The following is a 22,060-nucleotide window of genomic DNA, read 5'->3' on the forward strand; positions in this document are numbered from 1 at the left end:
CCTAAGTAGTAACGAAAAATCATACAAATTCTGCCTTAGGAAGGGCCTTGCAGGATTTTTTGTATGAAAAATCATACACCATTCAGCGCTTTTGTGTTATTCGACAATGCTACTCGAAAAATCACATAAGTTAATCTGCTTACGCGTGGTGAAACCTGCAAAGTCGGTGAGATTTGGCTCTTCGACCCGGCCAATAGAGCTTGTGGTTCTTCGCGGTATGAACTATGGGAAGACATGGACCCGAACGTGGAGATCGAACTGTATGTAAATTAGTCAACGGTAGTTTTTTCGGGTTTACGCAACCTCCATTTTGGCGGTTACAGCGGCATCCCGAAGCTTATTTCCTTCTGCAACCTCCATTTTTGCGGTTACAGCAGTCCTCATTCATTTTCAGTTAGAGTGCGACAGAAGAGAGGAAGTCCGAAGCTGCTGCGGATGATGAAGCGTCAGTCAGAGCGTTCCCATGAGTATCCTGTGATGATGGGACTTTGCGTACCAGTTGTTCCGTTACTCGCCTACTTCGACGGCGAAGTAGAAGTCGGCATAGCCTTGGTCCAGGAACCATTCGCAGTGGATGCGGTAGAGGTAAACTCCCTTCTCCATCGGAACGACGTAAGGATCTTCCTGTCCGCTCCCCGTCGTATTCGTCAGCGTAAACTCCTTGATTCCTTCGGGAGCCTTCGTCTCGATTAGCGCTCCGCCCGCTACGGGAACCGGCTCCGGCTTCGGTACCGCAGCATCTGTCATCTGGCAGCTCGTCTGGCCCCTTCCAGACGGCGTGCACCATGAAAAAGCGCCCCGCTTGACTTCGATCGGCTTGCCGCCGATCGTCACCGTCGGTGCGGGCGGCTTCGCTTCCCGAACCCACCTCGCCTGAATCGCTTGCACGGCGTCGGGGTCTCCGGAGCCTTCAGAGGACTTGCCCTGCCGATCGCGCGCCGCATAGCCCGCCAGGAACGCGCCGGCCAGCAGAATTAGCGCGACTGCCGCGAATATCGCTTTTCTCATCGGCGTCCCTCCTCCCTTATCGACTACCCTGACGCGGCGGTCTACCGATAAGTTGCAGGAACGGCTTGGGCGGGCCCTTGCGGATTCTGGCGCCGATCTGTGCGAACGTACTGGCCATATGTATATCCCTACATAAGCTAGAAAGGTGATCGATGATCACAGTAAACCAAATGGTGGTGATATGAATGAGCTATCCAGTTGGTGGAGCCTACGGCGGTATGGGAGCGGCCGCATTCGCGCTCGTCCTGTTCGTCCTGCTGGTCATCATCCTCCGCGCGGGCGCCGGGATTTATTAATCCTTCGACAAGATACCTCGTTCCGGAACCGTCGCGCCGAGCCGAGCGCGGCGGTTTTTTCATGCCGGGACGGAACCGCCAGTCGGCGGAAGAGGGCATAGAGCCCTTCAAGACCATAGCCTCGATAGCCCTGTTAGCCCTGATACGATAGACCCGATAGCCCAATGTTAGCCCTGTTTCACCAATAGCCTTGATAGCCTTGATTGCCCCGATAGCTCCAATAGCCTCTATAGCCTCTATAGCCTCTATAGCCCCGATAGCCTCAATAGCCTCAAAAGCCTCCATAGTCCCGCCTCCTCGTGCGAAGCTCGGAAACCTGCTACACTAAATCCGAATGCGAATCCGTACATACGTACATCCCTGGAGGTAGGCCGACTTTGAAGCTTAGTATCTTGGATCAAGCCCCTGTCCTGGCGGGAGGCACGCCTCGCGAGGCGCTCGTTCATTCGCTCCGGCTCGCCCAGGCGGGGGAGCGCCTCGGCTATGCCCGCTTCTGGATGGCGGAGCATCACGACCTCGGCGGCCTCGCCTGCTCCGCCCCGGAGATCATGCTCGGCTATATCGGCGCGAACACCTCGTCGATCCGCCTCGGCGCCGGAGCCATTCTTCTTCCCTACTACCGGCCGTACAAAGTAGCGGAGACGTTCAACCTGCTCTCCACCCTGTTCCCCGGCCGGATCGATCTCGGCATCGCCCGCTCGCCGGGCGGATCGGCCGAGGTGTCGATGGCGCTTGCCGACCGCTTCCTGGACAACGTCTGGAAGCTGCCGGAGGCGTTCGAGGAGCTGCTTCGCTTCCTCGACGGCACCCATCCGGCCGATCACCCGTATTCCCGGATCGCGGCCGCCCCGCTTCCGCCCGTTCCACCGGAGCCCTGGGTGCTCGGCACAAGCAAGAAAAGCGCAAGGCTCGCCGCCGAACAGGGAACGGCTTACGCGTATGGCCTTTTCATGAACGAGGAAAATGCGAAGGAGGCCGTCGAGACCTACTTCGAGAGCTTCCAGCCGCGAAGAACGCTGAAGAAGCCCTATCTCATCCTTGCCGTATCCGCTCTGTGCGCGGATACGGCCGAGAGGGCTCTGGAACTGTCGCTAAGCAGCTTCGCGACGGGATGGCAGGCTTCGCGGGGAACGCCGATCGAAGGCGGGATTCCGGCGCCCGAAGAGGCGCGGAGATTCCTGGAAGGGCTCGGCGAGGACGAGATCCGGAGCCGAATGATGGCGAGATCGGCGATCGGCACGCCGGCGGAGGTGAGACGACGCCTTGAACGGTGGCGGGACGAATACCAAGCGGACGAGCTGATGCTCCTCTCCTACGCGCACGACTTCGCCGACAGGCTCGGGTCCTACGAACGAATCGCCCGGGAGATGGGGCTCACTCCCCGAACCCTCTCGTAACGAGCCACTCCCATACCGTCTCCAGGACAAGCTCGAGGTTCGATCGCCCGTCCGGTCCGACATACGGGGGATGTCCGCGGAAATAATCCGCGTGGCCTCCTGCGATCGGCACCGGCCGGATCGCGGCGGGAGCGTGCTTGCCGGTTCGCCAGGCGGGAACCCGATAACGGCCGGCGGCGCTCCAGCCGCCGAACGTGCCGAGCAAGCTGATCGGGTCGGCGGAGGACGGACGGGCGGAAGCGCCGCGGCGCGCCGTCCCCTGCTTGTAAACGAACAGCACGGAATCGAGCAGCTCCGGCGGAATCCGGCAACGGGGGGAACCGATCATGACGACTTGAGCCGACGGGCCCCCTTCTCTCTCCATCAGCATCCTCGAGGCATGGACCGCTGCCACGCCGCCTCCGCTGTGGCCGACGAACAGGCGCTTCGGCGCCGGCTCGGACGTTGACGAGGACAGTTCCGCCGCCTCGAGAGCGTGCAATAACCTGTTGCCGCCAACCGACCGGTCCTCCCTCCCCGGGGCCAACCTGATGTCGCGCCGAATCTCACGCAGCTGCGGGACGAGTCCCCGGGTCCAATCGCCGTAAGGGAACAACAGCTTCGAGCGGACTGTCCAGCCCGCGGCTTCAAGCCGTTCGCCAAGCGCGAGGCGGAAGCCTTCCATGAACAGAGGCGCCGTCCTCACCCCGGCGACCAGATACAGATCAACTTCCGGCGGACGGACTAGGCTTGAATCGCATAGCATCGATCATTCTCTCCATGTCGCTCGGATGGGTGTCCCGGAACCAGCGAACGAGAAGCGGCGGGTTGACGTCGCTTAGGCTGGCTACGGCCATTTTCTGATACATCGTCACCGCTCCTTCCGAGCTGTTCAGCAGCTCCATCGCGTACCGGTCGGCCGAAGCCTCCGCCTGCCTCGACACGGCGTTCGAGACCGGCAGCGAGACGAACGAGAGCGCGGACAGCAGAAGCAGCATGAGCGGAAGCGCCGCCAGGTCCGAACGGGACCGGATTCCCCAGCGTTCTCCCCAAGCCCGAACGATCCTCTCGTACAACCAGGAGCCGATCCACAGCATAACCAGCGACGAGCCGATGGCGCCGACCGCGCTCCACTCCAGATGATGCATGACGTAATGCCCCATCTCGTGGGCCATGATAAGCAGAATCTCGGGCTCGGTCATCTTCTGAAGCGTCGTGTCCCACAGCACGATCCTCAGCGAAGAGCCGATGCCGTTCACGTAGGCGTTCATCGCGTTCGTCTTGGCGGACATGTCCACCTCGTATACGCGGTCGGCATGGATGTCGGCCCGGGCGGCGAGATTCAATATTTTGCTCTCCAAGGCGGGGTCGGTCAACCGGTGAAAATCGTTGTACAACGGGTCGATGACGACCGGCTGCACGTACATCATAAACAGGGTGAACGGAATGGAGAGCAGCCACAGCTTGATCCACCATCGTCCCCGCCTCGACAGCATCCAGAAGACGACGGCCGTCACCGCGAGCGACGTCGCGAAGGAGACGCCGAACTCGACGAGCTTGTCGCGAATCCAGCCGAGAGCCGGCTGCGTCGAGATGCCGTACGATCGGGACATCGAGTAGGAGAAGACGCGCAGCGGCAAATAAAGCAGGAAGGCGAAGCCGTTCACGAGCAGCACGAACGCCGGGAAGCGGACGTAGAGCGGCAGTCTCGTCCTCTCCAAGGCTTCCTTCCATCGCCGTGCCGTTCCGCTCGCCAGGAGGAACAAGTAGATAAGCCATTCCCAAGGGGCGCTGAGGAAGAAAATCCAGTTGCGGACCGCGTTAAGCGTCTCGCTCCGGCGAAGCTGGTCCGGCGTGAAGAAGGAAGCCGGATCGGCCGGCGTACCCCGGTAGGCGATCGGCACTTCGTTCGGAGAGGTGAACTTCACGTATAGGGCCATGATCAGCGCATAAACGACGAAGATGAGCACATAGAGGGGGAAACGGGATCGGCTTCGCATCGGGATTGGCTCCTGTTCGGGATATAAAGTCCGTCCATGTTGCGTTCGTGCCCAGTATATCAAGCGAAGCTTCGCTCCGCAAACGGAAGTCTCCCCGTCCGGCGCGGGCCAAACCGGGAGACAGACTTGGCGGAGAGGCGGCTGAGTGGAGGTTGGGTGGAGGTTGGGTGGTAGTTGAATGGAGATTGAGGATAAGGTTGAAAGGTAGTTGAATGAGATTGAGTGGCGGCTGAGCGGCAGCCGATTGACGACCGATCGGCGCGCACAAAAGCCCCGATCCGACGCGGATCGGGGCTATACTATGCTACAAAAAAGATTACGATTGCGATTACAAGCCCGGGTCGGGTTCGAACCGTCCTTCGTTCAGTCGGCGGATCGTCTCCAGCGGCAGCTTGGGGGTGCGGTCGAAAGTCAGGAGGCCGTTGATCTCCTGCTCCACGTCCGTCAATTGGGTGTAGCAATAGCCTTGCAACGCGGGTGACCCGAGCACCGGACGAAGGACGTTCGTCAGGCGCTCCAGGAAGTCCGCGGAATCCTTCGCGGCGGAATACCCCCAGCCTTCCCCGTTCTCTTCGTGCGCCCGGAACGAGATGCCGCCGAATTCGGACAGCTGCACCGGCTCGCCCTCATACGGGAACCCCGGCACGTAGATCCAACGGTTCTGGGCGATGCTGCCGATTGCGCTTTCGGCGGTGGCGTACCGCTCCTCCAGAATCTCCGAACGCCATTCGTAATCGTGAACGGTGGCGATGTCGGACTTCACGTGCTCCCAGCCGTCGTTGGAGATGACGAGCCGGGTCGGATCGAGCGACTTCGTCAGGTGGTACATCGTCAGCGCATGGTGCTGCTGCCGCTTGTCCACGAGAACGTTCGGGACGCCCCAGCTCTCGTTCAGCGGCACCCAGACGACGATGCACGGATGGTTGTAATCGCGCTCGATCGCCTCCTGCCACTCGCCGATGATCCGGCGCGCGTACGTCTCCGAATACTGGTACGCGTTCGCCATCTCTCCCCAGACGAGCAGGCCGAGCTTGTCGCACCAGTGCAAGTAGAGCGGGTCCTCGATCTTCTGGTGCTTGCGGGCTCCGTTGAAGCCCATCGCCTTCGTCAGCTCCACGTCCCGGCGCAGATCGTCTCCGGAAGGCGCGGTCAGCAGGCCTCCGGGGAAGTAGCCCTGGTCGAGCACCAGCTTCATGTAATAAGGCCGGTTGTTCAAGCAGATCTTCCCGTCCTCGACGGAGATCTTCCGCATCCCGAAGTAGCTCCGGACGTCGTCGACGACCTGTCCGTCCTTCAGCAGCGTGAAGCGGACGTCGTACAGATTCGGCTTCTCCGGCGTCCACCAGCGGCCGAGCCCGTGGTCGTTGAAGTCGTGGAGCCGAATGACGCGCGCCTCTTCCGGTTCCCGGACGGCGAATTCGTCCTCGGCGACCTCCTCTCCCCCGAACGCAATCGAGATCCGCAGCTTCAAGCCGGATATTCGCTCCCGACGGCCTCCCAGGAACGTCCGGATGCCGATCTCGTTGCTGTCGATATCCGGGGTGAAGCGAACCGAACGCAGGTACGTGTCGGCCACCGGCTCCAGCCAGACGGACTGCCAGATGCCGGTCGTACGGGTATAGAAAATAAGCTCGGACTTCTCCTTCCAATATTGCTTGCCCCTCGGAAGGCATACGTCCCGGCTGTAATCCTGCGCCCGTACGACGATCTCGTTCTCTCCCGCCTTGACGGCGAACGTAATGTCGGCCGAGAACGGCGTATGCCCGCCCTCGTGGGAGGCGACCAGCCTGCCGTTGACCCACACCTTCGCCTCGTAATCGACGGCTCCGAAGTGCGCGATCCAGCGCCGGTCGGCGTTGTTCTCGGGCAGCGTAAAGAAGCGGCGGTACCATACCGTGTCGTGGAACTCGGACGTTCCGATTCCGCTTAGCTCGCTCTGATAACAGAACGGGACGCGGATCCTCCGCGAGAAGGACCGGCTCCGATGCCAGCCCGCGGCGATCCCCTGATCCCTGTCGTCGAATTCGAATTCCCATTCCCCGTTCAGATTGATCCATTCGTCGCGAACGAATTGGGGACGCGGGTATTCCTTGCGCATCGCTTCATCCATCTTGTCTACCTCTCCTCTTGCAACGCCGATCCCGCCGCGGCCGTCCGCGGCGGAATAGACGGTCTGCTCTGACCACTATCGCGACATTAGACTCAGCCCGTAATGCCCGCGCCTTCGATCTCCTTAGCGAAGCTCTTCTCCATGATGTCGAGCGCCTTCTGCGGCTCGAGCTCTCCCCGGAGCACGGATTGCACCGCTTGTTCCATGATGTCGTCCAGCTTCGGCGAGACGTACGGAACGTCGGGGTCGGCCATGATCTTGCCCTTCGTCAAGGAGTCGAGCAGCGTCTGGTACATCGGGAATTGCTGCTGCAGCTCCGGCCTCATGTAGTTGGACGTGCGGGTCGGATCCATCTTGTCCTGGATCTTGAGCACTTCCAGATCTTTGGACGTGACGTACTCGATGAACTTATAGGTCAGATCGGCGTTCTTCGTCGAGGAAGTCATCGCGATGGACCAGCCTCCCATCGTCGGCGCTCCTCCCGGCGTCACCGCGTAGCCGACCTTGCCCTTCACCTTGGAGCCGTCGGCTTCGACCGTCTGCATAAGTCCCGGCCACTGCTCCATCATGGCGGCCTCGCCGTTCGCGAACAGCGTATTCGCCTCGTCCCAGCCGAGCGTCAGCAGCTCCTTGGGGGCGTACTGCGTCAGCTGCTTCGCGAATTCGAGAGCCTTCAGCCCCGCTTCGTTGTTGAACGCCGGCTTGAAGTCCTTGTCCACGTCCTTGCCGCCGAATGCGGCGAGCCGGTTCGTCCAGATCCAGCGGCTCGACGTATTGTCCGCCATCGTGCTGTAGCCGTAGGTCACGGGCGAGTCGGGATTCAGGCTCTTGGTGAAGAAGGCGGCGGCTTCGGCCATCTCCTCCGGCGTCTCGGGCACCTTCAGATCGCGGCCCGTCTTGGCCTTGAACGCCGCCTGAAGCTTCGGATCCTCGAACAGGTCCTTCCGGTAGAAGAAGATCTGGGCATCGGGCTTATAGGGAAACGCGACGAGCTTGGATTTGTAGTTGCCGTAAATGTCGAGAAGGCTCGGAATGAAGTCGTCCAGAGCGAGATTCGGGCTGACCAATTCCTTGTTGTCGATATAAGGCTTCAAATCCTGCACCAGGCCGCCCTCCGCATAGCCGTGGATAAGCGCGACCGGCATGACGACCGAATCGAACGAATGGTTCGTCTGCAGGTCCAGTTGGATTTTCTCCATATACGATTCCGCCGGGAAGCTCTGCACCTCGACCGTCGCGCCCGAAGCCTGCTCGAAATACTTCGCGGCGTCCTTCAGCGCCTTCTCCGTGTCTCCGGCCATCGTGGCGACGACGAGCTTCTTGCCCTTGTACTGTCCCTTCAGCGTGCCCCCGGCATCCATGTCCTGCAGCTTGATGCCGTACACGGTCGGCCCGTCCACCTTGACGGCTGCTCCGCCCTCCGCGGAGGAGCCGGACGCGCTGCCGGAGGGAGCCGCGTTCCCGCCGTTGCCGCCGTTGCCGCCCGAGCACCCGGACAGGACGAGAGCTCCGGCCAGAGCCATCCCCCATGCGGCGCGAATTTTATTGCGTTCGACGTTAGCCATATCGAATAACCCCCTAATGAGATCCTAAACCGAACTTGCCTGCGCAACAACCTTCCCCGCCTTCGCGCGGACCGGCCGTCACCTCCTCTCCGTCGCCGACCGCGATCATCCCTTCACGGCTCCCGCCGTAAATCCTTCGACGATGTATTTCTGCGTGGTCAGAGACAGCGCGATCGCCGGAAGCATCGCCAGCGTGCCGGCCGCGGCCAGCGTGCCGAGCGGCGTATCCTTCTGCGTCTGGACGAGGCTGCTGATAGCAAGCGGAAGCAGCTTCTTGCCGTCGGAGAAGGTGAGGATGAGCGACAGGGAAAATTCGTTCCACGCCCCCATGAAGACGAGAATGGAGGTGACGACGATGCCCGGGACGACGAGCGGCAGCGCGATCCGGAAGAACGCCCCGTATTCCGAGCAGCCGTCGATCCGGGCCGACTCGAAGATCTCTCCCGGCATCTCGTTGTAGAAGCCGATGAACAGATAGATCGCCAGCGGAATGGCGGCGGCGACGTAGACGATGACGAGGCCGAACAGCGAGTCGAGCAAGCCCGCTTTTTGGAACATCAGATAATAAGGAATGATCAGCAGCAGGCCGGGAATCATCCGGACGATAATCGTCGTGTAAATCCACAGGTTGCGGCCCCGGAAGCGGAAGCGGGAGAATCCGTAGCCCCCGAGCGCCGTGACGAGCACCGTGACGACGGTCGTCGCCGACGCGACCAGCAGGCTGTTCAGGAACACGCGGCCGATCTGGTTCTGGGTGAATACCTCCGCGTAATTCGACCACGTGAAGCGGTGAGGGAACCATTCCGGCGGCAGCTTGATGATCGAGCCCTTCGGCTTGACCGAAGTCGTCACCGTCCAGTAGATGGGGAACAGAAAGTAGAGCGCGAACAGTCCCAGCAGCAAGGAGACGACCGTTTTTTCCGTTTTCTGACTCATCGCGATAGCCCTCCGTTAGTCCCGACCCGGCTTGCGCTGCATGAAGACGAAGGCAAGCAGGGAGAAGACGACGATAAACAGGAAGTAGAGAATGGAGCCCGCCGAGCCGGCGCCGATGTCGGCGTAGCGGAACGCCGTCTTGTAGGTGACGGTGGCCAGCGTCTCCGTCGAGTCGCCCGGCGCCCCGTTCGTCAGCGCGACGACGCTGTCGAACACCCGAAGCGCGTCCATGATCCGGATGGAGACGACGAGGGCGAGGAAGTGGCGGATGAGCGGGAGCGTCACCCGGAAGAAGGTTCCGGCCCGCCCGGCTCCGTCGATGGCCGCCGCTTCGGTCAATTCCTTCGGCACCGTCTTGAGCGCGGCCAGCAGAATGAGCATGCAGAACGGCGCCGACTGCCAAATGTCGACGAGAATGATCGACAGCTTGGCCGGAAGAGGCTCCCCGCTCCAGCTGACCTTGTCGAATCCGAGCGAGGAGAGGACGTAGTTGATCGGCCCGTAGATGACCTGGAAGAGCAGCGACCAGACCTTCGCGGAGACGATCGGCGCGAGCATAAGCGGCATGATGAACAAGCTCTTGAACACCGCCGTGCGGTTGCCGAACGCCGTGCTGCTCAGCGTGAGCGCCATGATCATCCCGAGCGTCACTTCCGCCGCCACCGCGATGACCGAGAAGACGAACGTCCACTCCGCGGCCCGCAGGAAGCTCGCGTTCTCCAGCATGTAGCGATAGTTGTCGAGGCCGATAAAATGAATGCTCGCGGCCGGGAGCGTCAGCTTGTACTTCAGCATGCTCAAGTAAATGGAATACAAGAACGGGAACACCATCAGCGCGACGATGAACAACAGGGTCGGAGCGGTAAAGACGATCGGCGCCCACCGGTCCAGCCGGCGGCCGATGCCGTTGCGGTCTGCGCGAACCATTGTAGGGACCTTCCTTTCTGCCATGCCAGCGGGTTCGTTGATGATCCCATGTTAGCACGGGGCCGAAGCGGCCATAATCCGACGCCGTTGCCGAATCGGGTGCAACTTTTTGCGAGGAGGGCGCAAGATACGGCGATGGTTGATCGAGAACCGTACGATGGTTCATGCCTTGTTCAGTATCGAAGAGCGCCGGGAGCGGCTAACGAACCGAGGAGACGCTATATCGATGAAAATCGAGGAATATCATTTCTAACGAATCGTAGAACCGCTATTTCGTTCCGGAAGCCCGTTTATCCCCTCGATGGCCCCAAATAAGATCGCTTGAGTCCGTTAGAGTTTCAAAAAGGGCTTTTGAAGACAAATAGCGTCTCCCGGATTCGTTGGAATGTCCCGCCGACTGGAGAAAACAAAGGAGCCCCTGCATCCATGAACCGGCGGCTAGGAATGCAGGGGCGATCTCTGTCAGGACTGGCTGCGATATTCCGACGGCGTCAAGCCGACGTGCTTCTTGAACACCTTGAAGAAGTACTTCGTCTCCTTGTAGCCGACCAGGAAGGCGATATCCTGGACGGGCATGGCGGTCCTCCGCAAGTACTCCTTGGCCTTCTCCATCTTGAGCTCGGTCAGGAAGACGTGGAAGTTCTGGCCGAATTCGCTCTTGAACAGGCGGCAGATCTGGTAGACGTTCATGCCGAACTTGGAGGAGAGCGAAGCGAGCGTCATCTCCTCGGACGTGAAGCGGCGGGCGACGTAATCCCTGAGATCGCGAATCAGCGACTTGGAATCCCAATAGACCGGATGGCCCCGGCTCAGCAGACGCGCCAGCTCGGCCGCGATCCACCCGCGGATCTCCGGCAGAGAGTCCAGCGCCCGGATCCGGGACCTGTCGAACCAATAGGGAACGTCCCGGTTCAGGCCGGGGGAGCCGGTCCGGACCGCTTGGTCGGCCGACTCGAGCAATCTCGAGGCGAACGCGTATACCCGTCCCCGCGTCGCTTCTTCCGCTTCCGGCGACCGGAGCGCCGTATCGAGCAGGGCTATGGCTCGCTCCGTATCCTTCGATCCGCAGACGGAGAGGAACAGCTCCTCCCATTCGGCGGTCCAGAGCGGCGGTCCGTCCTCGCGGCCGGCGGATTCGGACGGCGCGACAAGACGGTTCCCGGAGCGGAAGGTCGTCCGCTCCGCCGCTTCGCAAGCTTCGGCGTACGAGCGGTGAATGCCCTCCCATCCTTCGTACGGGCGCCCGAGTCCTAGGCTGACCCGGAACCGGCCGAACCGGCCGAAGTTGTCGAGCAGCCTCTCGGCATCGGCTTGAAACGCAAGGAAGGCTTCGTCGCTCTCGCCCCCATCTCCGCTCCCGGCTTCGGGTAACCCTTTCAGCACCGTAATCTGCTTCTTCAAGCCGAGCTGGCGGAAGACGAACGCGTCCGCCCCGACGGACTCCTCGCAGATGTTGACGGCGGAGAACAGCAGCGCTTCCTCGTCTCCGGCGTAGACGCCCCGGGCGAGCTCCCCGTAGTTGTCGACGCGCAGAACCGCGACGGCGTACCGGCCGTACGCGACTTCCCGCACATACGGATCGGGCATCGATTCTCGGAGCGGCGACAGGTCCCCCTCCGCCAGCCGGCTCAGCAGCACGTGGTGAAGTACGCTCTCGCTCTTGCGAAGCCGCGAAGACGCCTCGATCTCCGATCGCCGCGAGGCCTGAAGCTCGTCCAGACTCCGCACGGCGTTCTCGACGACCCGCACGAGCTCGTCCTCGTCGACCGGCTTCAGCAGGTAGTCGAACAAGCCGAGATGAAGCGATTGGCGAAGGTATTCGTAGTCCTTGTAGCCGCTGACGACGACGATCCTCGCGTCGGGCAGCAGCCTGGCGGCCTGCTCCGCGAAGGCCAGGCCGTCCATCCCGGGCATTCGGATGTCCACGAAGATCAGATGGGGACGAAGCCGCCGCGCTTGCGCCAACCCTTCGTTCCCGTCCTTCGCTTCTCCGGCGATCTCGAGGCCGTACCGATCCCATTCGATCGTCCGTTTGAAGCCTTCCCGGATAATCTCCTCATCCTCCACGATCAGAACGCGGTACATGGGCGTCCCCCTCCATCCTCTTCATAGCTGTCGTCGATCGGAAGACTCAATTCGATCGTCGTCCCCCGATTTTCCGCGCTGGACACATGAAGGGACGCTTCTTCCCGATAAGCCAGCCACAATCGTTCCTTCACGTTGAGCAGGCCGATCCCTCCCGAACCCGTCGCCGAAGAACGGGGGGCGTCCCCCGGGCTCTCCAGCAGCCGGTTCAGCTCCTTGAGCCGGTCCGCTTCGATGCCCGCCCCGTCGTCCGCCACGGTCAGCCGAAGCTTGCCGTCTACCCTGGAAGCGGACACGCTAACCCTCCCCGGCCCCGGCTTCGGCTCGATCCCGTGCCGAACCGCGTTCTCCACGAGAGGCTGCAGAATGAGCTTCAGAACCTTGCAAGCCAGGAGCGGCCGAGGCACGTCGATGGCGAACGACATCCGGTCCCCGTACCGGACTTGGATGATGCTCAAGTAATGCTCCACGCTGCGGATCTCTTCCCTCAGCGGGACGATGTCCTCATCCCCCGTAATGCTGTAACGGAAGATGTGGGACAGCGACGAGGTCATCCTGCTGATGCCGCGGACGCCGTGGATCTTCGCCAGACCGGAGATCGTCTCGAGCGTGTTGTACAGGAAGTGGGGATTGATCTGCGCCTTCAGCGCCTTGATCTGCATCTCCTGCTGGACGACCTTCTCCCGGTACAGCTCGTTGATCAGATCGTTCAGCCTGTCCACCATTCGATCGTAGGAGGAAGTGAGCCGCTGAATCTCGTCCTTGCCGGTCTGCTCCAGGTTCGTCAGCTGGAAGTCGCCCATCTCCAGGCTGCGCATCGAACGCATAAGCCGATAGATGCCGCTGAAGATGCTGTTGAACACCAGGGCGGCGATATAAGCGGACAGCAGCATGAAGAACGCGGCGATGACGATGGTGAAAAGGAGGATTCGCCACGTGCTGCGCATCAGGTAGTCGTAAGGAATTTGGTTGACGATCGTCCATCCCGTGCTCTTCATGCGGGTGTAGGACAGCAGGAACTTGCTTCCGCCGTCTACTTTGTAATCGAGGTGCCCGCTGTCGGACGCCCTCTCCTCCAGAGCGGCGATCAGCTTCGGGTCGCCGAGCGGCAGCCCCCACTGCGCTTCCTCTTCGCTGTAGATGACCGAGCCCGATTGATCGAGAATGTACACCCTCCCCTGCTCCGGCGTCCCGAGCGCGGACAGGATCGGATGGAAGCTGCCCGGCTTCACGGCGAGGGCCGCGAAGCCGAAGTTCGTGCCCCGCCAGCGGTCCTTGATCGGAACGGAGACGGTCAGCACCTTCTCTCCGGTCTGGAAGAAGCCTCGGACCTCGTTCAAGTGCGGAGGCAGCCACGCGAATCCGCCGCCTTCGCGTCCGAGCGTCTCCTTGTAGATGCGGGTGCCGCTATAGACGGCCGGAACGATCCGGTTGCCGACGAACATGCTGTACCGGTCGTCCAGCAGCGCCACCGTGATGCCGGTGACCGCCAGATTGTTCATCATTTTCACATTCAGCATTCGTTTGATCTCGTCGTCCAGCCGGTATTGGCCCAGCTTGTCCAGCCCGGCCGCGCCCTTCATGCCGGTCTGCACGACCTCTTCGTTGACGACGGTCTGCAGCAGCGTCTCGTAATCGGAGACGACCGCGTCCGCGTTGATCTCGACCTGGCGGATGATCTGCATCGAGTACGATTCGATCTTCTGCGCCGCATCCTTGTAGGAATAGTAAAAAGACACCGTCGCCACGATCGCGAGCGGTGCGATGGAGATGATGAGGAACGTGAAGAACAGCCTCCGCTTCACCGTGAAGCGTCTTAAGAACTTGATCTGGGCTGCGAAAAACGATTGAACGAACGGGCGCGCCATCTGTCATTCCCCCCGGGGCGGTCTGTCGGATCAAGCTGTCGTTGGCTTCCGGGGAGAAAGACGGAAGGCCAGGGCGATCGCCGGCCCCGCGTTATAGACTCTCCACGATCTCCCCTTCGTTGATGCGCCGGATGACGTCAAGCGGGATCTTCGGTTTGCGATCCCAAGTGAGCAAACCGCAAATCTCGGTCTCGGTATCCGTCAGCTGCGTGTAGCAGTAGCCTTGAACGAGACCGGAGACGACCATCGGATGGATGACGTCGACGACCTGCTCGAGGAATTGCAGCTCATTCTCCGCGCACGGCGTCACGACGGGAGACTCCTCGAGACAGCGCAGGTTGACGCCGCCGAATTCGGTCACCATGATCGGTTCGCCGTTGTATCGGTAACCCGGAGCGTAGATGAACTTCCGTCCCGGCATATCGTTCAGAATGCGGTCCAGATTCGAATACCGGTCGAGCAGCGTGCGGCGGTCCCGCGAATAATCGTGCACGGTGCACAGATCGGACAGGCAGTGCTCCCAGCCGTCGTTGGACAGCACAAGCCTCGTCGAATCGATCGATTTGGTAAAATGATACAGAGCCATCGCATGGTTCCGCTGCTTCGGATCGATCAGAATATCGGGCACGCCCCAGCTCTCGTTCAGAGGAACCCAGGCGACGATGCAGGGATGGTTGTAATCGCGGCGAATGATCTCTCCCCACTCCCGGGTCATCCGGTAGGCGTAATCCTCGGAATACGCGTAGGCGTTGGCGGCTTCTCCCCACACGAGAACGCCCAGCTTGTCGCACCAGTACAGATATCTCGGATCCGCGACCATCTGGTGCTTGCGCATGCCGTTGAAGCCCATCCGCTTGCACAGCTCCACGTCGAGTCGGATCGCGTCGTCCGACGGCGCCGTCAGGATGCCGTCGTGGAAGTAGCCTTGGTCGAGCACCAGCTTCATCGGATACGGCTTGTTGTTCAGACAGACTTTGCCGTCTTCTATGGAGATTTTACGCATTCCGAAGTAGCTTGTCACGCGGTCGGTTGCGATTCCGTCGACGAAGAGGGTGAATTCGACGTCGTACAGATTCGGCTTCTCCGGGGACCACCACCGTCCGAAGCCGTGATCGTTGAAGTCCTTCAGGTTGATGCGGCGGGTCTCCAGCGCGCCGGCCTCGATCCGTTCCCGGGCGATCGTCTTGCCGCCGAAGGAGATTCTCGTCTCCAGCTCGGCGCGGGCGTTCGGTTCCAGACCTTCGATCCTCGTCTCGATCTCGATCTCGTTCGTGTCCAGATGCGGCGTGAAGCGCGCGCGGGAGAGCGAGACGGCATCGACGAATTCGAGCCACACCGATTGCCAGATGCCGGTCATGTTCCTAAACCACATGACCTCGCCCTTCTCCTTCCAGTACTGCTTGCCTCGCGGCAGCGCCAGGTCCTCGAAGTAATCCTGGGCGCGGACGACGATCGTATGCTCCTCGGCCCCCTCGGAGAGAGCGTCGGTAATGTCGGCCGAGAAGGAGGCGTTGCCGCCTTCATGGGTGCATACCAGCCGTCCGTCCACCCAGACCGAGGCGTCGTAGTCGACCGCTCCGAAATGCAGGATGGCGCGCTTGCCTGACGCTTCGCGGGGAAGCTTCACGCTGCGGCGGTACCAGACGACGTCGTGGAACTCCGTCTCCCCGATGCCGCTGAGCGGGCTCTGATAACAGAACGGGACCGTGATCGTCCGGTCGAAGTCGCCCTTCTCGTACCATCTCTCGGCCAATCCCGCATGGCCGTCGTCCATTCGGAACTCCCACGTTCCGTTTAAGCTCATCCACGCGTCCCTTACGAACTGGGGACGCGGATATTCCGGTCGGACTGTCATGATTGTTCCCCTTTTCGTCGCCTAAGTCTTATTTGAGCTTCATTGTATCACCCGCTTCCTTCGCCCTGAATCCGATTCGTTTGACCGGTTGGGTGTCATTTTTTGCGGGCTCCCGGGCCGGCTCCGCTTGGCGGCTCCCAACGCGAAGAGCCGTCCGGAGAAGCCCCCTCCAAGGGGCCTCTGCCGAACGGCTCTTGCGATCGATATCGCGGTCTTCGGGCGCTCCGCGTTACGGAGCGGTCGTCGTGGCGGCCGGCGAAGACGCGGGCGCGGACGCAGGCGCGGAAGCGGACGGAACGACGGTCTCCGTCGCGTCGGGCGTGTCGTTCGTTCCGTTGCCGTTGTCGTTGTTGCTGCAGCCGGCGCCGACGAGCAGAACCGCCAAAGTCGTCATGAGCATAAGCATTTTTTTAAGTTTCATAAGAACCTCCCGGATGTGAAGGAATAAGCGCAGCGCGAAGGACTGCGCCTTCTCCTCCTATATAACCCGTTTCGGCCGAAGCTTAACGGGCGGGAGGCCCTATTCGCGATGAAGATTTTTTCATTTTCGGACGACGAAGCGAGCCGCCCGAATCGGATTCGGGCGGCTCGCAGGGTCGCTTGCGCTCAAGGATACGGCTTCGGAGCAGCCTTAATCGGCGAACGAGCGCCCTTCGGCGGCGAGCGTCCGGCGCAGCAGCTCCAGCCCCTTCGGTCCCATCCCGTGAAGCGCGCGCAGCTCCTTCTCCGTCCGCTTGGCGACCTCGTCCATGCTCGCGCAGCCGGCGCCGATCAGCGCTCTCCTGGCCGGATTCGACAATCCGGCCGGAAGGCCGGTCTCCGGGGATTCCGGCGTCTCGTTGCGGCTCATGCGGGAACCTCCTCCAATCGTCGCTCGGTATCGAACTTCGGTGCTCCGGCCGTTATTGCCCTTGCACCGCGCTCGGGTCCATGTGGAAGACCTCCCAATGGTGGCCGTCGAGATCCTGGAAGCTGCGGGTATACATGAATCCGTAATCCGCGGGATCGTTCGTCGGCTTCCCGCCGGCGTCCAAGGCGCGGTCGGCGATTGAGTCCGCTTCCTCCCGGCTGTTCACGGACAGCGCGACCAGGGAGGAGGCGTTCGCCGACGCGTCGGGAATCGCCTTGTTCGTGAAGCTCTTGAACTTCTCTTCCACGAGCAGCATCGCGTACAGATTGTCCCCGATGACCATGCACGTGGCGGTCTCGTCCGTGAATTGGGCGTTGAATTCGAATCCGACCTTCGTGAAAAATTCGATCGACCTGTTCAGATCCTTCACCGGCAAGTTCACGAACATTTGGTTGGCTTTCGCTTGGGCTGCCACAACCGATCACCTCTGCGTTAGGATTGAGCTTGCTTGTATCAAGCTTATGGCTTCATTATAGCAAGCCCTTCGCGAGGCGATTTCTTATCGATTGCGGACTTGCGGAAGAGAATCCGGATCCGTCCCCTTCGTCTCCCGGCCCATCGTCCACACGGCGAGAGCGCCGAGCACGATGGCGGCGAAGAAGATCATGAAGATCGGGCCGATCCCGGTGCCGCGCGCCACCAGCCAGCCGACGAGATAGGGGCCGATCACCCCGCCGATCCGGCCGAACGAGGCGGCGAGGCCGACGCCCGTCGCGCGGGTCGCGGTCGGGTACAGCTCGGGCGTATAAGCGTACATCGCTCCCCAGGCGCCGAGGTTGAAGAACGAGAGGCAGATGCCCGCGGCCAGAAGCGACCCTTCCGCGGTCGCGTTGCCGAACCAGGCCGCGCTCGCCGCCGTCAGCAGCAGGTACGCGACGAGGACGAACTTGCGGCCGAAGCGCTCGATCAGATAGGCGGCCGTGAAGTAGCCCGGGAGCTGCGCGAGCGTCATCGTCAGCACGTACTCGAAGCTGCGGACGAGCCCGAAGCCCTTCATGACCATGACCGTCGGCAGCCAGAGGAACATCCCGTAATAGGAGAAAACGACCGTGAACCACAGGATCCACAAGACGGCCGTGGATCGGGCTTGCTCTCCCGACCAGACCGCGGCGATCCGCTTCCGGAGGCTCGGACGTCGCTCCGGGCCCGCCGCCGCGAATCTCGGCGAGTCCTCGATGCTTCTGCGCAGATAGAGCGCGTACAGCGCCGGAAGCGCGCCGAGAACGAGAGCCGTCCTCCATCCGTAATGAGGGATGACGAAGTAGGACACGAGCGCCGCGACGATCCAGCCGCCGGCCCAGAAGCTCTCCAGCAGCACGACCGCCCTCCCCCGCACGCCGGCCGGCATCGATTCCGACACGAGCGTCGACGCGACGGGAAGCTCTCCACCGAGCCCGAAGCCGACGACGAAGCGAAGGGCGCATAAGACGGCGAAGCTCGTCGCCAAGGCGGACAGCCCGTTGGCGACCGAGAAGATGACCAGCGTCCAGACGAGAATCGCCCGCCGGCCGTAGCGGTCCGCGAGCGCCCCCGACACGGCGGCACCTACCGCCATACCGATCGAGTTGACGGCGGTCAGCAGCCCGACCTGCTGGGCGCCCAGCTTCCATTCGAGAGCCAGCGCGGCGACGATGAACGAGACGAGCCCGACGTCCATCGCGTCGAACAGCCAGCTCAGCCCGGCGCTGGCCAGCAGCTTCCTTCGCTTCGGCTCCCGAAGCAGCGCGGCGTTGCTCATGGCCTTGATCCCTCCTGTCGCGTATATTGTACCCATCCGCCGCCAGGCGATAACGGCCCTTCCCGAGTAGGGGAAGGGCCGTTCCTAGCGCGGACCCGGCCCGTCGGCGTCAGATAACGCCGACGAAGGCCAGATCGAAGTTCGTGCCCGCGCAGTCGAGGCGGTTGCCGTGGACGACCTCCAGCTCGACCTCGTGGCGTCCTTGCGGCAGATCGTCGGCGAGCACCTCGAGCTTGAGCCAGCCGCCGTCCCCGCACCAATCCGGCCGCTCGCGGGACGATACGGCCCACTCGCCGCCGTCGATCCGGTAGCGGAATTCGGCCGACCGCTTGCCGAAGTCGAAGGCGAGGGCGAGCCCTCTGCCCTCGAACGCGAAGCTCAGCTTCGCGCCGACCGCGAACGTCGTCAGCGCGCGGTCGATCCAGTGCAGGTTGACCCAGCGCTTGACCATCCAAGGCCCTTCCGTCCGGATCTGCTCGAACGGCAAGAGCCGGGCGTCCTGCCAGTTGTCTTCGCGCAATGGCTTCGGCAATACGGGAGCCAATTCCGCGGACGCGGAGGCCGTATCCATAAGCGCCTCCCGCAGGAAGCCGATGACGCTCTCTCCGTAGCTTAGGCTGCCTCGTTGGGTCGGATGGAGCCCGTCGGGAAGCCATTCCTCCCAGCGAAGCCGTCCGCGCTTCACTTCCTCGAGCGCATGCTTGCCCATCCAGACGGAGCTCAGGCCGTAATGCCCGGCCAGCTCCTCGAATTCGGCGATGCTCGGCGGGACGCGGCCGTTCATCATGTCTTCGTACATGTCCTGGCAGTACGTGTAGACCAGGACGACATCGCGGCGGCCGTCCGCCAGCAGCCGGCGCAGCAAGCCTTCGCGCGTCCGGGCGCGGCGCTCGGTCGGTACCTCGTTGTCGTTGACGGCGAATTCCACGAACACGAGATCGCAGCCCGTGTCGATGAGGTCCCGCTGCGCCCGGAACGCCGCCAGGTCGCTCCCGGTCGCGCCGATGCCCGCGTTCTCGACCGCGATGCGCGCGCTCGGGAACGACTCGACCAGCCAGCGCGTGACCGGCTCCGGCCAGTTGTGCCCGGGACGCCCGTCCGTAATCGAGCCGCCGATGAAGCCGACGGTCAGCTCCCCTTGGCGCAGCTTCGCCGCCGCTGCGCTTAGCGGTTTCCTTATTTTCACGATATCCGTACTCATCTATCCGTTCCCCCGCTCCTCAGATTCGATCGCTGCACTCCTAATCTTCCTCGTCGGGCGGGTAGATGTCAATGATTTTGTTATCCCGATTCGAATATCAACCGACTAACATTAGCCGATGTTAACCGAACGGCCCGCCGCGACGTCTAAAGAAATAGAAGCTTGCTCGATCGGAGGATGACGGATGTCCAAATATAAAAAGGCTGCGGGCTGGACGGCAGCGATCGTCTTCGCGTTAGGGCTCATTTTGCAGTTCCCGCTCGTTCAGCGCGCGTCGGCCCGAATGACGGCTTCGGTTTACGCCGCGATGAAGCACGGCGAACTTCATTTGACGTATCAGAGCGTGGAATACTCCAGCTCTTTCGGAGCCTATTATGTATCGTTCCGCGACCGCGACGGGAGAACGGCCGGCTTCGAAGTGCGCTCGAAGCGGATGCCGTTCTTCGTCGCTTACGATCCCTACGATACCCAGAGATAACGGGCCGCCACAATCTTTCACGGATGTACGAGCTCAGTCGCCAGCGGCGAGAGCGCGTGCGTCCGATCGATGAAAACAAACGCATCGTAACGCTTGCCGATCAACGTCGGGACGTAGTTGCCGCGTTCCCGTTCCGGGTGGTAGACGACGCCGATAGCCCGGTGACCGAGCTGCAGCGAGTCCGCGGCAGGCGAAGCTTGGCCCAGCAGCAGCAGCTTGTCCACCGGTTCGATCCGGTGAAGCAGCTCTTCCAGGCTGCCCGGAATCGCAGGGGGAACGGCCATGACCTTCAGAGGTTCTCCCCAAGCCCTCGCGGCGATAACGGTCCCCTCGTAAGTGCCGAACCCGATGGCATAGACGTCGTCTGCCCGCTTCTCGCGAAGCAATTGTCCGACGTTCACCATCCCTTCCTCGGCCATATCCGTCGCCCGCGCGTCTCCGATGTGGGTATTGTGCTCCCAGACGATGGCCCGCGCGTCGGAACCGTGGTAATCCATCAGCTTCTCCAACGCCTCTGCCATGTGCCGGTCCCGAACGTTCCACGATTCGACGTCGAACCGGATCATCGTGCGGTAATACTGTTCGGCTCCTCGTACGGACAACGCGTTCATCTCGGCGCTCAGCGCCTGTTCCCGGTCTCCGGGCGGACTCTCCCTCCACTTGCCCTGCAGCCTGCGAAGCAGGTCGATCACCTCGTCCTCGCAGCCTTCGCCGTACAGGGCGGCCGATATTCCATACTGCTGCTCTTCCCGCCCGTGGGGCTCGAAGCATTCGAACGCCCGGTTCGCGGCTTCCAGATCGACCCCGTCCTTCGATCGAAGATACTTCCGGATCTCGTCCATGGACTCCCAGAGGCTGTACAGATCGATTCCATAAAAACCGACTTTCTCGCGATCGGGTTTATCCGAATTATAAGCTCGAAGCCATTCCGCGAACGCCGCGATCTCTTCGTTGGCCCACATCCAGGTCGGCCACCGGGAGAAATCCCGCAGCGCGTCCTTCGCGCGAATGCCGGGTTCGGCGTATCCTTTGACGTACCGGTTCAACGCATAACAGGAGGGCCAATCTCCCTCGACGGCAATGAAGCGGTATCCGTGCTCCTCGATAAGGCGCTTGGACAGCTCGGCGCGGTGCGTATAGAACTCCGAGGTTCCGTGGGAAGCTTCGCCCATCAGGACGTATCTCGCCCGGCTGGCCTCGGCGATCAGCTCGTCGGAATGTCCCTCCCCCGGATAGGGGACGGAGAGCTCCCGCAAAATCCTGATATTCTCGTTCTCCTTCATGAGCGGCGGCGACCTCCTTGCTGGCCGGTTCCCCTATTTGCCGGGAAACCCCGAATCGTGCCCCCAGTTTGCGCGGAATGAAGCGCCGCTATACTTGCTGCAAGCAACACAAAAAGGAGCTCCCGAAGGAACTCCTCTTCCTGATTGCCCGGCGACTTCCTACTCTCCCAGGACCCTGCGGTCCAAGTACCATCGGCGTTAGAGGGCTTAACGGTCGTGTTCGAGATGGGAACGCGTGGAACCCCTCTGCCATCATCACCGGACAAGTATTCAAGGTTTGCCGACAACCGAATGAACGGCTGCTGCTTGCGCCTTGATAACCGGATACGAAACGTTTATGCGCTTAGAATCATCTACCTGTGTGGCCTATTTGGATAAGCCCTCGACCGATTAGTACTCGTCAGCTCCACGCGTTGCCGCGCTT

Annotated in this window: 19 protein-coding genes and 1 rRNA gene; 2 read left to right on the forward strand and 18 right to left on the reverse strand. The window is 61.6% G+C overall.

Annotated elements, in window-relative coordinates:
- Positions 1 to 507 precede the first annotated feature (507 nt).
- Together H7B90_RS15865 and H7B90_RS33710 are read right to left on the reverse strand one after the other, a co-directional pair.
- The gene (locus H7B90_RS15865; protein ID WP_185136876.1) at positions 508 to 1,008 is read right to left on the reverse strand and encodes a hypothetical protein; all 501 of its coding nucleotides are present in this window, start codon (positions 1,006 to 1,008) and stop codon (positions 508 to 510) included.
- A 137-nt stretch (positions 1,009 to 1,145) separates the two neighbouring features.
- Positions 1,146 to 1,589 carry a hypothetical protein gene (locus tag H7B90_RS33710; RefSeq protein ID WP_185136877.1) on the reverse strand — a complete coding sequence of 148 codons (444 nt, stop codon included), beginning with the start codon at positions 1,587 to 1,589 and terminating at the stop codon, positions 1,146 to 1,148.
- A 92-nt stretch (positions 1,590 to 1,681) separates the two neighbouring features.
- Here H7B90_RS33710 and H7B90_RS15875 point away from each other — a divergent pair, with 92 nt between their 5' ends.
- On the forward strand, positions 1,682 to 2,701 hold the full coding sequence (locus H7B90_RS15875; protein ID WP_185136878.1) for an LLM class flavin-dependent oxidoreductase: 1,020 nt from the start codon (positions 1,682 to 1,684) through the stop codon (positions 2,699 to 2,701).
- Here H7B90_RS15875 and H7B90_RS15880 read toward each other — a convergent pair.
- From H7B90_RS15880 to H7B90_RS15945, 14 genes are all read right to left on the reverse strand, one after another.
- Complete coding sequence (locus H7B90_RS15880; protein WP_185136879.1) at positions 2,679 to 3,446, reverse strand: lipase family protein; 768 nt, start codon at positions 3,444 to 3,446, stop codon at positions 2,679 to 2,681. The genes H7B90_RS15875 and H7B90_RS15880 overlap by 23 nt on opposite strands.
- Entirely contained in the window at positions 3,406 to 4,680 is a 1,275-nt protein-coding gene (locus tag H7B90_RS15885; protein WP_185136880.1) for a M48 family metallopeptidase, read from the reverse strand. The genes H7B90_RS15880 and H7B90_RS15885 overlap by 41 nt, the downstream gene beginning before the upstream one ends.
- 328 nt (positions 4,681 to 5,008) lie before the next feature.
- Positions 5,009 to 6,790, reverse strand: a complete 1,782-nt coding sequence (locus tag H7B90_RS15890; protein WP_260411070.1) for a glycoside hydrolase family 2 protein — start codon at positions 6,788 to 6,790, stop codon at positions 5,009 to 5,011.
- A gap of 92 nt (positions 6,791 to 6,882) precedes the next feature.
- The gene (locus H7B90_RS15895; RefSeq protein WP_185136881.1) at positions 6,883 to 8,355 is read right to left on the reverse strand and encodes an ABC transporter substrate-binding protein; all 1,473 of its coding nucleotides are present in this window, start codon (positions 8,353 to 8,355) and stop codon (positions 6,883 to 6,885) included.
- 105 nt (positions 8,356 to 8,460) lie between these two features.
- Entirely contained in the window at positions 8,461 to 9,291 is an 831-nt protein-coding gene (locus H7B90_RS15900; RefSeq protein ID WP_185136882.1) for a carbohydrate ABC transporter permease, read from the reverse strand.
- Positions 9,292 to 9,306: 15 nt separating this feature from the next.
- Positions 9,307 to 10,218: a carbohydrate ABC transporter permease gene (locus tag H7B90_RS15905; protein ID WP_185136883.1), complete on the reverse strand. Its 912-nt coding sequence runs from the start codon at positions 10,216 to 10,218 to the stop codon at positions 9,307 to 9,309.
- A 462-nt stretch (positions 10,219 to 10,680) separates the two neighbouring features.
- Positions 10,681 to 12,303, reverse strand: coding sequence for a response regulator (locus H7B90_RS15910; protein ID WP_185136884.1), 1,623 nt, complete (start codon positions 12,301 to 12,303; stop codon positions 10,681 to 10,683).
- Positions 12,288 to 14,171 (reverse strand): cache domain-containing sensor histidine kinase, encoded by a 1,884-nt coding sequence (locus H7B90_RS15915; RefSeq protein WP_185136885.1) that lies wholly within the window; start codon positions 14,169 to 14,171, stop codon positions 12,288 to 12,290. Before H7B90_RS15915 ends, H7B90_RS15910 begins: the two co-directional genes overlap by 16 nt.
- Positions 14,172 to 14,262: 91 nt before the next feature.
- A complete protein-coding gene (locus H7B90_RS15920) occupies positions 14,263 to 16,026 on the reverse strand; it encodes a glycoside hydrolase family 2 protein (RefSeq protein ID WP_185136886.1) in 1,764 nt (587 codons plus the stop codon).
- Between the two features lie 229 nt (positions 16,027 to 16,255).
- Positions 16,256 to 16,447, reverse strand: a complete 192-nt coding sequence (locus H7B90_RS15925) for a hypothetical protein (RefSeq protein WP_185136887.1) — start codon at positions 16,445 to 16,447, stop codon at positions 16,256 to 16,258.
- A 210-nt stretch (positions 16,448 to 16,657) separates the two neighbouring features.
- Complete coding sequence (locus tag H7B90_RS15930) at positions 16,658 to 16,876, reverse strand: helix-hairpin-helix domain-containing protein (protein ID WP_185136888.1); 219 nt, start codon at positions 16,874 to 16,876, stop codon at positions 16,658 to 16,660.
- A gap of 52 nt (positions 16,877 to 16,928) precedes the next feature.
- Positions 16,929 to 17,324: a VOC family protein gene (locus H7B90_RS15935; protein ID WP_185136894.1), complete on the reverse strand. Its 396-nt coding sequence runs from the start codon at positions 17,322 to 17,324 to the stop codon at positions 16,929 to 16,931.
- A 111-nt stretch (positions 17,325 to 17,435) separates the two neighbouring features.
- Positions 17,436 to 18,674, reverse strand: coding sequence for a niacin permease NiaP (locus H7B90_RS15940; RefSeq protein ID WP_185136889.1), 1,239 nt, complete (start codon positions 18,672 to 18,674; stop codon positions 17,436 to 17,438).
- Between the two features lie 109 nt (positions 18,675 to 18,783).
- Entirely contained in the window at positions 18,784 to 19,875 is a 1,092-nt protein-coding gene (locus H7B90_RS15945) for an SGNH/GDSL hydrolase family protein (protein ID WP_185136890.1), read from the reverse strand.
- A 184-nt stretch (positions 19,876 to 20,059) separates the two neighbouring features.
- On the opposite strand from H7B90_RS15945, the gene H7B90_RS15950 reads away from it, so the two are divergent.
- Positions 20,060 to 20,353 (forward strand): hypothetical protein, encoded by a 294-nt coding sequence (locus tag H7B90_RS15950; protein WP_185136891.1) that lies wholly within the window; start codon positions 20,060 to 20,062, stop codon positions 20,351 to 20,353.
- Positions 20,354 to 20,370: 17 nt separating this feature from the next.
- Here the strand turns inward: H7B90_RS15950 and H7B90_RS15955 are convergent, their stop codons facing one another.
- On the reverse strand, positions 20,371 to 21,636 hold the full coding sequence (locus H7B90_RS15955) for an erythromycin esterase family protein (protein ID WP_185136892.1): 1,266 nt from the start codon (positions 21,634 to 21,636) through the stop codon (positions 20,371 to 20,373).
- 146 nt (positions 21,637 to 21,782) lie between these two features.
- A 5S ribosomal RNA gene (gene rrf, locus H7B90_RS15960) occupies positions 21,783 to 21,899 on the reverse strand.
- Positions 21,900 to 22,060: the final 161 nt, after the last annotated feature.

The sequence above is a fragment of the Cohnella xylanilytica genome (assembly GCF_014212175.1).
Lineage (GTDB): Bacteria > Bacillota > Bacilli > Paenibacillales > Paenibacillaceae > Cohnella > Cohnella xylanilytica.

Bases quoted from the DNA above. Each gene is read 5' to 3' on its own strand.
- H7B90_RS15905 (WP_185136883.1), bottom strand. From the start codon at position 10,218: ATGGTTCGCGCAGACCGCAACGGCATCGGCCGCCGGCTGGACCGGTGG.
- H7B90_RS15910 (WP_185136884.1), bottom strand. From the start codon at position 12,303: ATGTACCGCGTTCTGATCGTGGAGGATGAGGAGATTATCCGGGAAGGC.
- H7B90_RS15890 (WP_260411070.1), bottom strand. From the start codon at position 6,790: ATGGATGAAGCGATGCGCAAGGAATACCCGCGTCCCCAATTCGTTCGC.
- H7B90_RS33710 (WP_185136877.1), bottom strand. From the start codon at position 1,589: ATGGAGGCTTTTGAGGCTATTGAGGCTATCGGGGCTATAGAGGCTATA.
- H7B90_RS15895 (WP_185136881.1), bottom strand. From the start codon at position 8,355: ATGGCTAACGTCGAACGCAATAAAATTCGCGCCGCATGGGGGATGGCT.
- H7B90_RS15920 (WP_185136886.1), bottom strand. From the start codon at position 16,026: ATGACAGTCCGACCGGAATATCCGCGTCCCCAGTTCGTAAGGGACGCG.
- H7B90_RS15865 (WP_185136876.1), bottom strand. From the start codon at position 1,008: ATGAGAAAAGCGATATTCGCGGCAGTCGCGCTAATTCTGCTGGCCGGC.
- H7B90_RS15925 (WP_185136887.1), bottom strand. From the start codon at position 16,447: ATGAAACTTAAAAAAATGCTTATGCTCATGACGACTTTGGCGGTTCTG.
- H7B90_RS15940 (WP_185136889.1), bottom strand. From the start codon at position 18,674: ATGAGCAACGCCGCGCTGCTTCGGGAGCCGAAGCGAAGGAAGCTGCTG.
- H7B90_RS15915 (WP_185136885.1), bottom strand. From the start codon at position 14,171: ATGGCGCGCCCGTTCGTTCAATCGTTTTTCGCAGCCCAGATCAAGTTC.
- H7B90_RS15880 (WP_185136879.1), bottom strand. From the start codon at position 3,446: ATGCTATGCGATTCAAGCCTAGTCCGTCCGCCGGAAGTTGATCTGTAT.
- H7B90_RS15930 (WP_185136888.1), bottom strand. From the start codon at position 16,876: ATGAGCCGCAACGAGACGCCGGAATCCCCGGAGACCGGCCTTCCGGCC.
- H7B90_RS15885 (WP_185136880.1), bottom strand. From the start codon at position 4,680: ATGCGAAGCCGATCCCGTTTCCCCCTCTATGTGCTCATCTTCGTCGTT.
- H7B90_RS15955 (WP_185136892.1), bottom strand. From the start codon at position 21,636: ATGAAGGAGAACGAGAATATCAGGATTTTGCGGGAGCTCTCCGTCCCC.
- H7B90_RS15945 (WP_185136890.1), bottom strand. From the start codon at position 19,875: ATGAGTACGGATATCGTGAAAATAAGGAAACCGCTAAGCGCAGCGGCG.
- H7B90_RS15935 (WP_185136894.1), bottom strand. From the start codon at position 17,324: ATGTTCGTGAACTTGCCGGTGAAGGATCTGAACAGGTCGATCGAATTT.
- H7B90_RS15900 (WP_185136882.1), bottom strand. From the start codon at position 9,291: ATGAGTCAGAAAACGGAAAAAACGGTCGTCTCCTTGCTGCTGGGACTG.
- H7B90_RS15950 (WP_185136891.1), top strand. From the start codon at position 20,060: ATGTCCAAATATAAAAAGGCTGCGGGCTGGACGGCAGCGATCGTCTTC.